At 39.7% G+C, this 16,755-nt stretch carries 9 protein-coding genes and 1 riboswitch; of the genes, 2 read left to right on the top strand and 7 right to left on the bottom strand.

Annotated features, from left to right (window positions below; genetic code table 11):
- Nucleotides 1–503 precede the first annotated feature (503 nt).
- From ACQKII_RS13685 to hutH, 4 genes are all read right to left on the bottom strand, one after another.
- Complete coding sequence (locus ACQKII_RS13685) at nt 504–2,300, bottom strand: SLC13 family permease (RefSeq protein WP_427460059.1); 1,797 nt, start codon at nt 2,298–2,300, stop codon at nt 504–506.
- A gap of 281 nt (nt 2,301–2,581) precedes the next feature.
- A complete protein-coding gene (gene hutI / locus ACQKII_RS13680; protein WP_427460055.1) occupies nt 2,582–3,850 on the bottom strand; it encodes an imidazolonepropionase in 1,269 nt (422 codons plus the stop codon).
- Nucleotides 3,847–5,523 carry a urocanate hydratase gene (gene hutU / locus ACQKII_RS13675; protein ID WP_427460053.1) on the bottom strand — a complete coding sequence of 559 codons (1,677 nt, stop codon included), beginning with the start codon at nt 5,521–5,523 and terminating at the stop codon, nt 3,847–3,849. The genes hutI and hutU overlap by 4 nt, the downstream gene beginning before the upstream one ends.
- Before the next feature lie 19 nt (nt 5,524–5,542).
- On the bottom strand, nt 5,543–7,057 hold the full coding sequence (hutH, locus tag ACQKII_RS13670) for a histidine ammonia-lyase (RefSeq protein ID WP_427460051.1): 1,515 nt from the start codon (nt 7,055–7,057) through the stop codon (nt 5,543–5,545).
- 193 nt (nt 7,058–7,250) lie between these two features.
- Here hutH and ACQKII_RS13665 point away from each other — a divergent pair, with 193 nt between their 5' ends.
- Both ACQKII_RS13665 and ACQKII_RS13660 read left to right on the top strand, forming a co-directional pair.
- On the top strand, nt 7,251–8,714 hold the full coding sequence (locus ACQKII_RS13665) for a helix-turn-helix domain-containing protein (RefSeq protein ID WP_427460049.1): 1,464 nt from the start codon (nt 7,251–7,253) through the stop codon (nt 8,712–8,714).
- 363 nt (nt 8,715–9,077) lie between these two features.
- The gene (locus ACQKII_RS13660; protein ID WP_427460047.1) at nt 9,078–10,583 is read left to right on the top strand and encodes a catalase; all 1,506 of its coding nucleotides are present in this window, start codon (nt 9,078–9,080) and stop codon (nt 10,581–10,583) included.
- Nucleotides 10,584–10,792: 209 nt separating this feature from the next.
- On the opposite strand, the gene thiC is transcribed toward ACQKII_RS13660, so the two are convergent.
- From thiC to ACQKII_RS13645, 3 genes are all read right to left on the bottom strand, one after another.
- Nucleotides 10,793–12,571, bottom strand: coding sequence for a phosphomethylpyrimidine synthase ThiC (gene thiC, locus ACQKII_RS13655; RefSeq protein WP_427460045.1), 1,779 nt, complete (start codon nt 12,569–12,571; stop codon nt 10,793–10,795).
- Between the two features lie 145 nt (nt 12,572–12,716).
- Nucleotides 12,717–12,831, bottom strand: a riboswitch (TPP riboswitch).
- Nucleotides 12,832–12,968: 137 nt separating this feature from the next.
- Nucleotides 12,969–13,898, bottom strand: a complete 930-nt coding sequence (locus ACQKII_RS13650; RefSeq protein WP_427460043.1) for an AEC family transporter — start codon at nt 13,896–13,898, stop codon at nt 12,969–12,971.
- Nucleotides 13,899–14,191: 293 nt separating this feature from the next.
- Nucleotides 14,192–16,294 (bottom strand): methyl-accepting chemotaxis protein, encoded by a 2,103-nt coding sequence (locus ACQKII_RS13645; RefSeq protein WP_427460041.1) that lies wholly within the window; start codon nt 16,292–16,294, stop codon nt 14,192–14,194.
- Between the last annotated feature and the right edge of the window lie 461 nt (nt 16,295–16,755).

The raw sequence follows: 16,755 nt of genomic DNA, 5'->3' as shown, positions 1-16,755 counted from the left end.
CAGCGTTCGTCCTGAGCCAGGATCAAACTCTCCATAAAAGAAATTTGATAAGCTCAAATTGTTTTGCTGGCATCAATTTTGATGTCCAAAATTTTGTTTCGTTCACTTACCGAAGTAAGTTACTAAAAACTTTATTGATTACGTTTTGCTTGTTCAGTTTTCAAGGTTCATGTTTTGCTTGTTTTAGCGTGTCACCTTGGCGACTCATATAATACTACACACGTTTTCAAAAAAGGTCAACACTTTTTTAAAACTTTTTTTAAACTTTGAAAAACTTCCTATATTAAAGACAATAGTTTTTTTGATACGCCAGACTCTTTGTTAGCATTTTATACCGTTTCACTTATCGCTTTAGGTTATGAGTTTAACATACCTCTCCATAAAAAAACGAGCAGAAATTTTTGGTTGCCTTTTTTATTCAATTATATTTATCGAAGTTGCGTATTTCTATACCGTTCTTTCACATTGGGTCAAAAGAAAAAACTCGGTATAAAACCGAGTTTTTAAAACGGGAAGAAAAATGGGACAGCTATCATCATGACAATAAACATCACAACCTGTAGTGGTAAACCGACCTTCACAAAATCCATAAATTTATAGCCCCCTGCAGTCATAACAAGTGCATTCGTTGGCGAGGCAATCGGTGTAGCAAAAGCCATACTAGCAGCTACCGCTACACCAATCATAAATGTTGTAGGATTTGCATCCATGGCTATCGCTGCATTCATGGCAATCGGCGCAAACAGGACAGCCGTTGCTGTATTACTAATAAATTGCCCGAAAATAACCGTTAAGATATAAATTCCAATAAGCACTCCATAAGCGCCATAGCTACCCAACATATCTATAATTCCATTTGACAAAATGACCATACCGCCGGTTTTTTCTAGCGCTGTTGCCATCGGAAGCATCGCTGCAACAAGGACAATACTTTCAAAATTCATATTGTTATATGCATCCTCCATATTGCGCAAACAGCCTGTTAAAATCATTAGTACTGCACCAATCATCACGGAAATAACAGCAGGGAAAACTTCAAAAGCCATTAATATTATCATTAGAAGCATTATCGCGCCTGCAATACCTGCTTTCCCAGTGGCTGCAGCTACACTTGCATGCTCTTTTGGCTGACCAACTACAACGACATCCTGCGTTTCCCTTGCGAGCAGCACGATTTCATCCCATGCCCCCTGCACGAGAATGGCATCACCGAATTTCAACTTATGTGAAACCATATCCTGAAGCTTATAGCCACCTCTGCGATTAATGCCAATAATATTAAGATTGTATTTTTCACGGAAGCCCAATGAACTGACTGTCTCATTAGTGAAACTAGAATTTGGCGTTAGTAGAACCTCTGCAATTCCAAGATGCTTCGATACCAATTCATCAGCTTCTCCCTCAAGTAGCTCTTGCATTTCTAAACCATAATTCGTAGCCAAGCGACGAATGTCCTCTTCCTCACCTTGCACATAAAGCTCATCCGTTGCATGTATAACACTTGTTGGACCAGCCATTTCCTGATAAGTCATTGGCAATAAATTTATACCCTCTTGCGATTTACGATGAATTTTCATCATACAGAGCGCATATTTAGCAGGTAGCTTCAACTCTGCTAGTGACATGCCAATTATTGTTGAATCCTCGGGCACATATATTTTAAACAAACGATTGTTTAAATCATATTGCTTAATAATTTTCTTTGGCGAGAGTTTGTAGCCAGCATTTGTTTGGGTACGATTTTGCTCATTGGGCAATAAAACATTTCGTACGAGCACCAAATAGATAATGCCGACAATCATCCCAACCATACCAATCGGTGTCACTTCGAAAAAGCCCAGTTTATTATAGCCGCGATCAACCAAAAGCTGACTAACAATTAAATTTGGTGGTGAAGCAATTAATGTCATCAGCCCGGATAGACTTGCTACATAAGAAAGAGGCAGCAAAAACTTGGAAGGACTTTCCTTCATACTGATTGCGATACTAACGACAATCGGCATCATTAAAGCTACCGTACCCGTATTACTCATAAAAGCGCCGACAGCGCCAACAATAACAAGTAGTAACACAAATAATTTCAGCTCACTATCGCCTGACCATTTCAACAATAGCTGCCCTGCCATCCCTGCAAGTCCCGTACGCAATATCCCAGCACCCACGACAAAAAGCCCTGCAATCATTAGTACAACAGAGTTCGAAAAACCAGCTAACGCCTCCGCTGGTGTTAAAATATCCGTAATAATAAATGCGAGGAGCGACACTATCGCCACCAAATCAGCTCGTACACGATTCGTCATAAATGCAAATATCGTTGCTCCTAAAATGATAAATGTTAATGTAAGTTGCAAATCTTATAATTTCCTTTCCATAATGATGACAGTTCTATTCTATACGAAAAAGAGCACAAATAAGTTAATTTCATCCTATTTGCGCTCTTTTAATACATACAAATGTATAAATCTAGACACATTTACCGGTAAACGTTGCCGTTTTGACGGTAGCTTAAAGCCATTATCATTATGACAATCTAGACAATTCTATTTAGATAACAGTAGCTATATATTATTTGATTGATTATTTATATAAGAATGCCATCCTTTACGACAACTCGTCCGTTTTTTATGACTGTATGGGTGTGATTCATGCCGTAAAAATATTGTAGTTGCTTATAATTAGCGACATCGAGCATGATAACATCTGCTTGCTTTCCTGCTTCCAGTGAACCAATTTGATCTCCTCGATTAAGAGCATACGCAGCGTTAATAGTCGTCGCTGTTAATATTTCCTCTAACGTCATGCCCATATGCATACAGGCTAGATTCATAATAAATGGCAGGCTTATCGTTGGGGAAGAGCCAGGATTAAAATCTGTTGAAATAGCTACAGGTACTCCCTCATCAATCATCAGGCGCCCTCTTGCAAATGGCGCTCGTAAGAAAAATGCTGTTCCAGGGAGCAATACAGCAATCGTACCTGTTGCTGCCATTTTTTGAATACCTTCGTCTGAAGCAACTAGTAAATGCTCTGCCGAAATCGCACCAACTTCAGCGGCTAACTCTGCTCCTTTATAGGGTTCAATTTCATCGGCATGGATTTTCGGTGTTAATGCCAGCGCTTTCCCAGCCTCTAAAATGCGGCGGGCTTGCGCTGGTGTAAATACACCTTTTTCACAGAATACATCATTAAACTCTGCAAGCCCTAGTTCAGCCACTTTCGGTAGCATATCACCAACGAGCATATCGACAAATTCATCTTCTCGTCCTTTATAATCTCGCGGTACTGCATGAGCACCCATAAATGTACTCACTATATCTATAGCATGCGTAGCTTGTAGCTTTTTGGCTACCTCTAACTGCTTCCTTTCATTTTCCCAATCCAAGCCATATCCCGATTTTGCCTCGACAGTTGTGATACCATGCTTAAGAAATACGTCTAAATGACGCAGCGTCTTTCCATACAATTCATCAAAGCTTGCTTCTCTTGTTTGCTTTGTCGTTGCATGAATTCCACCACCTCCATTCATGATTTCCATATAGGTGGAGCCATTTAAGCGCATATTAAACTCCTGCTCACGCGTACCTCCATGAACTAAATGTGTATGACAATCGACGAGTCCAGGCATAACGACCTTTCCCGTTGCATCTATAACCTCTGCCTCTTTTATTAAGTCAGGGTAGTCTACTTCCAACTGCGCGAAGGTTCCAATTGCAACAATACGATTTTTTTCTATTAAAACACTGCCCTGTGGGATTATTGTAATATCTCGCATCTGTTCTTTTATGCGAGGACCTTGCGCTACACTTTTTAAGGTAATGACTTCATTGGCATTTTTTATTAAAATGGTCACATCACATCATCCCTTTGCTTTAGCATAGGCATATGCACACCTTTTTCCCTTGCCGTATTGATGGCGATTTCATAACCAGCATCTGCGTGACGTACAACTCCTAACCCCGGGTCTGCTATTAATACCCGAGCAATCTTATCTGAAGCAAGCTGTGAGCCATCCGCTACTAATACTTGACCAGCATGCTGCGAGAATCCCATTCCTACGCCACCACCATGATGTACACTTACCCAGCTGGCACCACTTGCCGTATTAACAAGTGCATTTAAAATTGGCCAGTCAGATACTGCATCCGAGCCGTCTTTCATACCCTCTGTTTCACGATTTGGTGAGGCAACAGAGCCAGAATCTAAATGATCCCTCCCAAAGACAATCGGCGCCGATAACTTACCGTTCGCAACCATTTCATTGACCTTCAGTGCAAAACGATGACGATCACCATAGCCTAACCAGCAAATACGAGCCGGCAACCCCTGCCATTTCACCATTTGTTGTGCCATATCAATCCAATTCACCAAACTTTTATCATGTGCAAACATCTGTTTTGCGAGTGCATCTGTTTTATAAATATCCTCTGGATCACCAGAAAGTGCTGCCCAACGGAATGGTCCTTTTCCTTCACAGAATAATGGACGGATATACGCTGGCACAAAACCTGGGAAATCAAAAGCATTGGTAACACCCATTTCTTTTGCATAGGCACGAATATTATTACCATAATCAAATACTTCTGCACCCGCCTGTTGAAATTCAAGCATTGTACGAACATGTTCTGCCATCGTTTCTTTTGCTCTTTGCTCATAGATTTTTACATCCTTTTCACGCAAATCAAGCGCTTCCTCAAATGTCATTCCATTTGGAACATAGCCATTTATCGGATCATGTGCAGATGTTTGGTCGGTTACAAAGTCAGGAATAATAGCACGATCAAGCAGCTCACGATTTACATCTGCACAGTTGCCAACAAGTCCAATTGATGCTGGCTCCTTTTTTTCACGTAGTGTATTTACTAATAGAAGGGCTTCCTCTACCGTATCAACGATGTAATCACAGTAGCCCTCTTTTATTTTGCGCTCAATCCGCGCTCGATTTACTTCAACTACTAAAATCACAGCACCAGCCATTTTGCCAGCTAAAGGCTGAGCGCCACTCATGCCTCCCATCCCCCCTGTTAAAATGAATTTACCGCGCAAATCTGCTGTACCAAATACTTTTTTTCCTGCCTCTACAAAGGATAAATACGTTCCTTGTAAAATACCTTGTGCACCGATATATATCCAACTACCTGCCGTCATTTGACCATACATCATTAAGTCGCGGTCCTCTAGTTCATAAAAATGCTCCCAGTTTGACCACGCTGGCACTAAATTTGAATTTGCAATGAGAATCCGCGGTGCATTTTCGTGCGTACGAAATACAGCAACCGGCTTTCCTGATTGAATAAGTAAAGTTTCATCATCCTCTAATTTTTTCAACGAAGTAATAATTTGCTCGTAACTTTCCCAATTGCGAGCTGCTTTCCCGATGCCACCATAAACAATCAGTTCATCTGGGTTTTCAGCTACCTCAGGATCCAAATTATTCATCAACATACGCATAGCTGCTTCCTGTGTCCATCCTTTACAAGTAAGCGTTGTTCCTCTCGGTGCACGAATATTTGTTTTTGTCTCCATAGTGCCATCCCCTTTGCTTTTATTTCGACATTGCCACTAACTCATCACTCGCCAATAAATATTTCGCTAACGCTTCAATTTCATCACCAATCGGCTGATCTGTTGTAAGCGGTGGACAGATTGCACGTACCTTTTGCAAAAATTGACTTGTAGCTGATGCTAACTGTTTCTCCGCCCTATCTAAATGAATGGCCTGCGATGCGCAAATCATTTCTATCGCAATGACGCGAGCAGCATTGTGTACGATTTGGCGTACTTGACGAGCAGATGTCGTCCCCATACTGACATGATCTTCCTGATTACCCGATGTTGGAATAGAATCTACGCTTGAAGGGTGTGCCAATACTTTGTTTTCTGACACGATTGAAGCTGCTGTATATTGCGCAATCATTAGCCCACACTCAATCCCAGGGTTTGTCGCTAAAAACGGCGGCAAGCCCTCATTGAGTTGCGGATTGACCATGCGTTCCGTACGGCGTTCAGAAATGTTGGCCCATTCACACACACCAACCTTTAAAAAATCCATCGCTAACGCAATTGGCTGTCCGTGGAAATGTCCTCCAGATAATACTTCTCCGTTCTCTAAAACAACAGGATTGTCTGTCGTTGCATTCATCTCAGTTCGTACACGCTCCTCCGCATAAAAAAATGACTGCCATGATGCGCCGTGTACTTGTGGAATACAACGAAGTGAATAAGCATCCTGCATCCGTATTTCACCCTGCTTTGTCACTCGTTTACTCCCATCAAGCCACTTGCGAATTCGCCCGCCCACAAGCTCTAATTCCGGGTGTGGTCTTACAGCTAAAAGCGCTGGATCAAATGCTGAAGTAATACCTTTTAGTGCTTCAAGCGACAGACTTGCTGCCATATCTGCGGCAAGCCCAATGCGCTCTGCCTCATTCAATGTTAATACACCAATACCTGTCATGGCCTGTGTACCGTTAACTAGCGCTAGACCTTCTTTCGCTTGTAATCGTACAGGAGTTAATCCCGCTTGCTGTAACGCCAGGCCGCCACTTACAATCTCACCTTTAAACTCAGCCTTACCTTCTCCTACAAGCACTAAAGCTAAATGTGATAGCGGCGCTAAATCACCACTTGCCCCAACCGACCCCTGTGACGGTACGATTGGATGCACGCCTTTATTGATGCAATCCAGTAATAGCTGCACTGTCTCCTGTCGAATGCCTGAAAAACCACGTGCTAATGCATTGGCACGTAAAATCATCATCGCACGGACAACTTCTGTAGGAAACGGTTCGCCAACACCTGTTGCATCTGAGCGTAGTAAATTCAACTGTAATAATTCATTATCCGCCTCATCAATACGAATATGACTTAGTTTTCCAAATCCTGTATTCACACCATAAATTGCTTGCCCTTCCGCTAAACGCTTTTCAATGCGCTCCCTACTTAATTGAATACGCTTCTCACTTTCAGTCGATAATACAACATCGGCATGCCCATTCACGATTTCCTCTACTTGCCGCCTCGTTAATGTATTGCCATCAAGCTCAATGATAGAAATCATTTAATATCCCCCTTATTCTATATCTTGGGTAAATTATCTATATGGATAGAAATCCCTCTATTTACATTGTACAAACTTCTTTTTTCTGAAAATAGAGAATTTTAAAAGGGAAAACAGGAATTATCTTTGATTTTTATGTTATTTTTAATAATATAATATGACTTTTTTACGAAACTAGATTATTTTAAGGCGGTTGATTGTTATACGAATTTTATTGATTGATAGAGACCCTACAGAACTATCAGGTATTCGATGGTTTTTACAAACGTACTTCCCTGGAGATATTATTGTGGAGATGTGTACGGCTATTTCTGAAGCAACTGAGAGCATTCAACAGTTTGAGCCTGAGGTAATATTACTGAATATCGATTTAATTCCTAATAACCGTTTAACGAAGCTTTATCAGCTATTACAAAAATACTCAGCCACTATTTTTGCAATAACGACAGAACCATTATTTAAAAATGCCATGAAAGCAATTGATTTGCAGGTTGCACACCTTTTTGTAAAACCCATTGATTTAGAAATTTTAAAGCACAAGCTAGCTACAATTTCGCTTCATACAGCGCAGGTAAAGAAAGCCTATACCCAAGCTACAGATGAAACATTTTACGATAAATTATTTTTAGATAGTGAGACCAGTTCTTTAGATACCGATATGCACTTCACGATGATTGAACCTGAGCATCCAGAAACATTGAATACATTGTACAATTGGCTCCAGCAAACACCTATTTATCATCATATGAAAATCTATCCATTATCAGATAGTATTGTCTGCCTGTTTCAAATAAATGATATGAAAATAGTTGAAAAAGATATGCGTACATTGATGAAGGAATGGCGACTTACGAATAATAGTTCACTTAATATCGGTATGTACGACTGTGCACCTACAACACTAAAAAATATGTACGCCTTAACAAAGCGTGCACTTCATCAAAGTTTTTACGAAGGCTTTGGACATATTTTTCATGCGAACAGACAGTTAGCCACACAACCATTTGACCCTTTACTAACACCCGAAGAGCAACAGTTACTCATTAAAAGTTTAGAGGACGGTAATCTCGAGGAAATCAAAGCCTTTTTATATCGATTAGCTAAAGAAGGGATTTATTATGAACAGGATGACTTACGAATCCATTTGACAAGTGTATTGGCTCAAATTCGGCGCTTTATGCTGAAATATAAATTGCATGAGAAAGCCGCTATCGAACAAAACTATCGCCAGCTTTTTCATTTAATTATTGAACACCCCATACTTTATACAATTCTGAATGGTATTATTTCATTCACACAAACACTTATGACATTAGCGCGAGAGGCTCGAATGGAGAAAAAAGCAGACTATGTAGAATTGGCACTAGAGATTATCGAGCAACAGTTTCAGGATAGTTCACTGACCTTGCCCTTCGTCGCCTATAAATTAGGGATTAGCCCCAATTATTTGAGCACGATTTTCTCCAAAAAGCAGGGCTTGCCATTTAAACGCTTTTTACAACAAATACGTCTTCAAAATGCTACGAAAATGCTTGTCGAAACAGATTTCGCTATTAGTGAGATTGCACTTCTAAATGGCTTCGATGACCCAAATTACTTCATTAAAATATTCAAGCAGCAAATCGGTACTACTCCTAATCGTTATCGTAAAACTTGAAAAATACAGCCACTACAAGTCAACGTATTTTCAATTAGCATACTCTATTTTCAACACGCGTATAGTTAAAACAAAATAGAAACCTCCACTTCTATTTGTTTAAAGTCATTCCAGTATTCATAAGAAGCGCTACAGCAAGTGCCAACTAACACTACTTAAAGTTATTTAGGTAAATCTTTTTTAATTTCTTCATTTATTAAAGTGATGCATAATCTTATTAGAACGAGCATATATTAATAGTTTATATCTTAATATAAATATTCTTTAACAATAATTATTATAATCTACTAGCAATTCTATTTTAGATTTGTTATAGTTATAAATGAAGAGTTTGACCCACTATATTTCCAGGAGGTAAACTATATGACAAACGCAAATGATCGTAGCCGTCGCTTTACAACAGCAGGTGGTGCCCCAGTAGTAAGTAACCATGACTCAATGTCTGCAGGTCCTCGAGGGCCACTTTTACTTCAAGATGTATGGTTAGTTGAAAAGTTAGCAAATTTCAACCGTGAAGTTATTCCTGAACGTCGCATGCACGCAAAAGGTTCGGGTGCATTTGGTACTTTCACTGTAACGCATGATATTTCGCAATATACAAAAGCAAAAATCTTCTCTGAGATTGGTAAGAAAACCGAAATGTTCGCTCGTTTCTCTACAGTAGCCGGTGAACGTGGTGCAGCTGATGCAGAACGTGATATTCGTGGATTCGCACTTAAATTTTATACTGAAGAAGGCAACTGGGATTTAGTTGGTAACAACACACCTGTATTCTTCTTCCGTGATCCACTACACTTTACAGATTTAAACCATGTAGTAAAACGTGATCCACGAACAAATATGAAAAACGCAAATTCGAATTGGGATTTCTGGACTTCATTACCAGAAGCGCTTCACCAAGTAACAATCGTTATGTCCGACCGTGGTATTCCAAACGGTTTCCGCAACATGCATGGTTTTGGTTCTCACACTTACAGCTTTATCAATGCTCAAAATGAGCGTGTATGGGTGAAATTCCACTTCCGTACAGAACAAGGCATTAAGAACTTAACTGGTGCTGAAGCTACTGAGGTAATCGGTAATGACCGTGAATCTTCTCAACGCGACCTTTATGAAGCAATTGAAAAAGGTGATTTCCCGAAATGGAAAATGTACATTCAAGTAATGACAGAAGAACAAGCGCGTGAATTACCTTACAATCCATTTGATTTAACAAAAGTTTGGTACAAAGGTGACTTCCCACTAATTCCAGTTGGTGAGTTCGAGTTAAACAAAAATCCTGACAACTACTTTGCAGAAGTAGAGCAAGCAGCATTCGCACCTTCTAACATAATTCCTGGCGTTAGCTTCTCTCCAGATAAAATGCTTCAAGGTCGTATCTTTGCTTATGCAGATGCACAACGTTACCGCCTAGGCGTAAATCACTATATGCTACCTGTAAACGCACCAAAATGTCCATTCCGTACATTCCATCGTGATGGCGCTATGCGATTTGATGGCAATCTTGGTTCTACAATGAGTTACGAGCCAAATAGCTATGGTGAGTGGGAGCATAACTTGGACCATAAAGAACCTGAATTAAGCATCGATGGCAATGCTGGTATTCATGACTTCCGTGAAGATGATAGCAATTATTTCGAGCAGCCAGGTAAATTATTCCGCTTAATGACTGCGGAACAACAACAACGTTTATTTGAAAATACAGCTAATGATATGGCTTCTGTTGAAGAATTCATTAAACGTCGCCACATCTTACACTGCTATTTAGCTGATCCAGCATATGGTGAGGGTGTAGCAAAAGCAATGGGTCTTTCATTAGAGGGTATGGACCTTTCAAATCCATATGTAAAGCAAGCAACTAACGTTTAATTATCTATTTTTTATTGATATCCAAATCCAACTCTTTACTCCATGCGAAATGAAAACTTCGCATGGGGTTTTTTTAATAGCTGGAATGCCATATTGCAAAACCCTTAACATTATAGTCAAAAGGCAGCCTCGAGATTATCACTAGGCTGCCCTCTTGCTGTCTTATTGATTAAGTAGCATACATATCTTTATCTTTTATCCAATCTTTTTTATCGATAAATTTGACTGCCGGTCTTTTTAAATTCCTCGGCTTTTTCCTGCATACCTTGATGAATGGCTTGTGTCGTATTTAAATCTTTTTCTTTTGCATAGTTCCGAATATCCTGAGAAATTCTCATACTACAAAACTTAGGCCCACACATCGAGCAGAAATGTGCTGTTTTGGCGCCCTCTGCTGGTAATGTTTCATCGTGGTATTCCACTGCTCGCTCAGGATCTAATGATAAGTTGAATTGATCTCGCCAACGGAACTCAAAACGGGCTTTTGATAGTGCATCATCTCGTACTTGTGCCCCTGGATGACCTTTTGCTAAATCAGCCGCATGTGCTGCAATTTTATACGTAATGACACCTACACGAACATCTTCACGATTGGGCAAGCCTAGATGTTCCTTTGGCGTAACATAGCAAAGCATTGCAGTACCGAACCAACCAATCATTGCTGCACCAATAGCAGACGTAATATGATCATAGCCTGGCGCAATATCTGTTGTCAGTGGACCTAATGTATAAAAAGGTGCTTCTTTACACACTTCCAATTGTTTGTCCATATTTTCCTTAATCAGATGCATCGGTACGTGCCCTGGCCCCTCTACCATGACTTGCACATCATGCTTCCAAGCGATCTGCGTCAACTCCCCTAGTGTTTCAAGCTCCGCGAACTGCGCCTCATCATTGGCATCGGCAATAGAGCCTGGACGTAAGCCATCCCCTAAAGAAAAAGCAACATCGTACATCTTCATAATTTCGCAAATTTCTTCAAAATGCGTATACAAGAAACTTTCTTCGTGATGAAATAAGCACCATTGCGCCATAATCGAACCACCACGCGAAACAATACCCGTTACGCGATTAGCTGTTAGAGGCACATAACGTAATAATACCCCTGCATGAATCGTGAAATAATCGACACCTTGCTCGGCCTGCTCGATTAATGTATCACGATACACTTCCCACGTTAAATTTTCCGCAACACCATTTACCTTTTCTAGCGCTTGATAAATCGGCACTGTTCCTACGGGTACTGCAGCATTGCGAATAATCCATTCACGTGTCGTATGAATATGCTTACCTGTAGACAAATCCATAATATTATCCGCACCCCAGCGTGTTGCCCATGTCATTTTTTCTACTTCCTCAGCAATGGATGAGGATACAGCTGAATTACCGATATTTGCATTAATTTTCACATGGAAGTTACGGCCAATAATCATGGGCTCTGCCTCTGGATGATTAATGTTCGAAGGCATAATTGCACGACCAGCAGCAATTTCAGCACGTACGAATTCTGGATCTAAATTTTCGCGAATGGCTACAAACTCCATTTCTGGTGTAATAATGCCCTTTTTTGCGTAATGAAGCTGCGTCACATTGCGTCCTTTTTTCGCACGTAAAGGCTTGCGATAAAGCCCAGGAAAGACATTTTCTTTCATACGCGGATCATCTGCATGTCGGAAGCCGTTATCCTCAGGCTTCATCTTACGACCTTCGTATGCTTCTACATCCCCACGCTCTCTTATCCAGGCTCTTCTTAAATTAGGTAAACCTTTCGTAATATCTACGTTGTAGGTAGGGTCCGTATACGGGCCACTTGTATCGTAAACACGCACAGGTGCATTTTCTTCTTCTCCAAAACTCCCAGTAGTTGGACTCAGCGTAATTTCCCGCATTGGCACTAAAATATCCGGCCGTGAGCCCTCTACATACACCTTTTTGCTCCCATCAAAACTTGTCATAATGTTAATGTTCTTTTCGCTAACTGTTGTCATAAACTACTTCGCTCCCTTTTACATATTTTAAGAAGGACCGAATCTAGCTCACCCAACAATTTACTACAAAAAAAAAGCCGAATCCAAAAAATATTGGATCCGGCTATGCATGTAAGGGTTTCAATTTATCGCAAAGTACAAGTACTGCGATAATCATTAACTTTCCCACGCTGGTATGAGCCAGATCAGGTCCAAAGGGTCAAGAAACCTCAAAGCGTTTCCCTCTCAGCCTGACTCGTCAGACTCCCCTAGTTAAAGCTATTCAATTTGATGCTAGTGTAGCAGATATCACTAATAGATGGAAGCCATATTTTACAATCCATTATGACAATGTTTGATGCGTATTTAGTAAACAATGGAATTTCAGCAGAAAAATTTCATGACTAGCGCAGATATTTTACGTAAAAAGTATTTCTGCAACGTAAATGACAATCGTCACTGTGATGCAACTAACAATCGTTGAAAATAAAACTGTTTGTGCAGCTGTCGCTGATTCAACATCGTATTCTAAAGCTAGGCTTGAACTATTGCGCGACGTTGGAAAGGCGCTAGCTATAAAGAGTGACTGAGCGACAACACCGTCTAAGCCAAGTGCAAAAATAATGAGGAGTGCCACACTTGGACCAATTATCAGTCGTGTAAAACAACTGACAAAAACAGTTTTATTAAACATCGACTTGATTTCAAGCTGGGATAGTTGTGCGCCGAGTGTAATTAATGCAACAGCGATAAAGCCATCTGCTACATGGTCGATTGGAATACGAATAAATTGCGGGATAGCTATTTCGAAGAAGTTCATTGCCACACCAATAATAAGCGCATGAATAATAGGCATTTTCAGGAAACCCTTCATGATGGCCAGCCCCGATTTTGTCGAGGAAATAAGATTGTACAAGCCATATGTATAGGTCGTCATATTTTGAAAAATAACTAGTATGACCTGAATGGCCACGCCAATTGGCTGTGTCGCGAATATCATTTGTGCCACTGGAATGCCATAGTTTCCTGAGTTAATGAGCACAACACTATTTTTAAACACCGCTGTCTCTGTTTTCACTAAACCAAGCCCCTTTGCTAAAAAGTGACTCAGCACCATTTGACTCCCGATAAAGAGGACGATAAACACCGCCACCTGTCCTAGTACCGAGAGCTCCACACTTGTTTCATATAAATTCACAAAAACTGCAGCTGGCATAAAGCAATATGTAATAAGTTGGGATAAGGCCTTTAAATTAAAGCGGAATTTCTTCTGCAAAACGGCCCCAAGTACAAGAAGCACTAAAATCGGGGCAACAATTTGAAAGAAAATCATGCCGAGATACATCATGCAGTTGTCCCCCTTTCATCTCTTTCTATAGTAGAACTATCCGCTTGCTTGGTCAATGTACCTCAACTAACCTGATAAGAACATTTTTAATGGCCTTGCTCATAATAATTTTTTATTCTAAAAAAATCTGCTAGACTTCAACACGGAAAGTAAGTTAGGCAAGCCCCTGTCAAAGAGGCTTGCGACTTACCCGCAGAAAGCAACAGATTTTAGTTTTTCATGCTATGCTATTTTGATTGAAGAAGGAATTTGAATCACCTCGGGCAAAATCCTTCATTACGAAGGTTGAGGATTTAAGCAAGTTTAAAACGTTGAACAACCTCTTGCAATTCTTGCGAGATTTTATTCATATTACTTATTGAATCTGCAACCTTTTCTAACTCTGCCTGTTGATCAATTGTTGAAGCACTTACTTCTTCTGCAGAAGCGGCTGTCTCCTCTGAAATAGCTGAAATGCTTTGAATAGCCATTATTGCTTGGTTTTTGTGCTCTAGCATACTGGAAAGTTTAGTAAGTAACTCGTTAATTGCATCTGCAATAGAACTAGACAACTCACTATTGTCCTTAAAGACTACCTCCGTACTTTGTACTGATTCATTTTGTGCTTGCATTAAACTAGCATTAGATGCTATTACGAGTACTGTCTGTTTAGAGTTTTCTAATATACTATCCACGGTTGTCTTAATTACATCCGTTTCATTTTTCGACTGTTCTGCTAGTTTTTTAACCTCTTCGGCTACCACTGCAAAACCTTTCCCATGTTCCCCTGCTCGAGCGGCTTCAATACTCGCATTAAGTGCAAGCAGATTAGTTTGCTCCGCTATACCCTGAATGGATGCAATGACTTGATTGATATTTGCAATGTTAGCAGTTAATGCTTCAATTTGCTGTTGTACTCGTCCATTCATGTCATTTGTTTCCTCATTACGTTCACGCAAACTATCAACTTCTCTCATACCTTTTTCAGTTGTCGTTTGCGTTTTGCTAGAAAGCTCTTCCATTTGAGTGGATAACTGTGTAATCGTATCAATCTGATCAGAAAGATCCATCATTCGATAATTGGTTTCTTCCGTGTCTTCCGATTGCTTTGAAGCACCTTGAGCAATTTCATTTATCGCAACTGTAACTTCCTGACTAGAAGCTACAATCTCATTAAATGCTTCATGAACATGATTTGATGATTGGTTAAGCAGCGTCGTAGAATGCAACACCGTATGTATAGCATCATTCGTTTTGTCTAACATATGATTATAGGCTACTGCAACTGCGCCTATTTCATCTGCTTTAATATATTTTTCATCCACTTTTTTCGTTAAATCTCCATCCGCTGCAGTTTCTATTGATGCACGTAAAAGTTTTAATGGTTTCAATTGTTTATAGATAAACCATGCACTTACAACTGCCATTAAAATAACAATGATAATTGCCGCTACGATCGTAAATACAAGAACCTGATTATAGGTTTCAAGAATCTTAGATTTTGGTACCACTAATTGAACCGTCCAAGTTTCGTCGATTTCGTCCAATACCATAGGTGCAAAAGCATTATACGAGTTTTCTCCTAATTGCTTTGAATCCACATACATACTGTCTGGTTTACCATTTTCCATAGAACTATTTACACTTGCCCAATCGATAGCATCTTGCATATTTGTACCATCTAATTTTTCATTAATACTATTTACCGTTAATATGCCACTAGCAGTAATAATACCTGCATACCCACCATCCGGCTTAATAGAATCAGCCAGTCCCTTTAAAAAATCGATGGATATATCAGCTGTTAACACCCCAAAGAATGTACCCGAGGAATTAACTAGCGGGACAGATATCGTTGTCATCAAGATTGTTTCGCCATTCACCTTATAATCATAAGGCTCTGTTAGTACAGCTCGCTTCTCTTCTTTAGGGACCCAATACCATTGTGCACTACTTTTTTCTTCAAGTCCTTCTATAGCAGTAGTTGCTATTTCATTGCCGTTCTTTGACATATAGGGCATGAAACGTTCCTTTGTATCAATTAAAGTTACATCAATAGTCGGCTCTACTTGCGCAGATTCCTTTTCTAAAATAGCTCCTACCCCAATCAAATCATCGTTCTTTACTAGATTGGTTTCCAAGATATCCATTAAGCCTTCAGCGGAAAGTCCGCCATTGTTGTGCATTGTTTCCACTATGCGTTTAGTTGTTTGTAATGTATCATTAGCTTTCTTAAAGCGTTCGCTCATCTTCGCAGCAGAAAATTGAGCATTTTGAAGTGTTGCGCTTTCTGAATCATCTACACTTTGATTATATAAAATGAAACTTGTTACAACTGTATAAGTAATAAACAGCACTAAAAATAATCCTATGATTAAAGAAGATAATTTTAAAGCAATACTTTTGGATTTTTTCATTACAAACACCTCCATTTTTTATAAATAATCATAATGTATGGATATTCATATCACAACAAAAGATTTATCAACTTAACATAGAAAAATTAAGTTTATCTCAGAAATTCTGCTACATTTTAGATACTACAATCTAAACAAGACAAAAAAGGCGTGTCTCAGTCTAAAATATCAGCTTCAGACAAAGCTCTTTTCTTTTCCCAACTAGTAAACCAGTTCTTAATCTTGTCAATCGGTTATAGAGCTAATTGCTCCTCCAACATTTGCTTCAGTTACGGATAAAGGTTCTATTACAATCGATGCCGAAATGCTCGGTTAAAAACTATATATTGCTATTACAGATACGGGAATTGGCATTGAAAGGACATGCAGGAAAGAATATTCGAGCCATATGAACAAGTTGATTCGAGTATCACATCTTTGGGTGGAGGGCTCGGACTTGGTTTAAGTATTTGCCAGGAACT

It is taken from the genome of Lysinibacillus sp. NPDC048646 (genome assembly GCF_050272295.1).
Taxonomy (GTDB): domain Bacteria; phylum Bacillota; class Bacilli; order Bacillales_A; family Planococcaceae; genus Lysinibacillus.
This window is presented reverse-complemented; position numbering and strand designations above follow the sequence as displayed.

What these genes read in the sequence shown, in the direction of transcription:
- ACQKII_RS13650 (WP_427460043.1), bottom strand. Translation starts at nt 13,898, where the DNA reads ATGATGTATCTCGGCATGATTTTCTTTCAAATTGTTGCCCCGATTTTA.
- hutU (WP_427460053.1), bottom strand. Translation starts at nt 5,523, where the DNA reads ATGGAGACAAAAACAAATATTCGTGCACCGAGAGGAACAACGCTTACT.
- ACQKII_RS13685 (WP_427460059.1), bottom strand. Translation starts at nt 2,300, where the DNA reads ATGACGAATCGTGTACGAGCTGATTTGGTGGCGATAGTGTCGCTCCTC.
- ACQKII_RS13660 (WP_427460047.1), top strand. Translation starts at nt 9,078, where the DNA reads ATGACAAACGCAAATGATCGTAGCCGTCGCTTTACAACAGCAGGTGGT.
- hutH (WP_427460051.1), bottom strand. Translation starts at nt 7,057, where the DNA reads ATGATTTCTATCATTGAGCTTGATGGCAATACATTAACGAGGCGGCAA.
- ACQKII_RS13645 (WP_427460041.1), bottom strand. Translation starts at nt 16,294, where the DNA reads ATGAAAAAATCCAAAAGTATTGCTTTAAAATTATCTTCTTTAATCATA.
- thiC (WP_427460045.1), bottom strand. Translation starts at nt 12,571, where the DNA reads ATGACAACAGTTAGCGAAAAGAACATTAACATTATGACAAGTTTTGAT.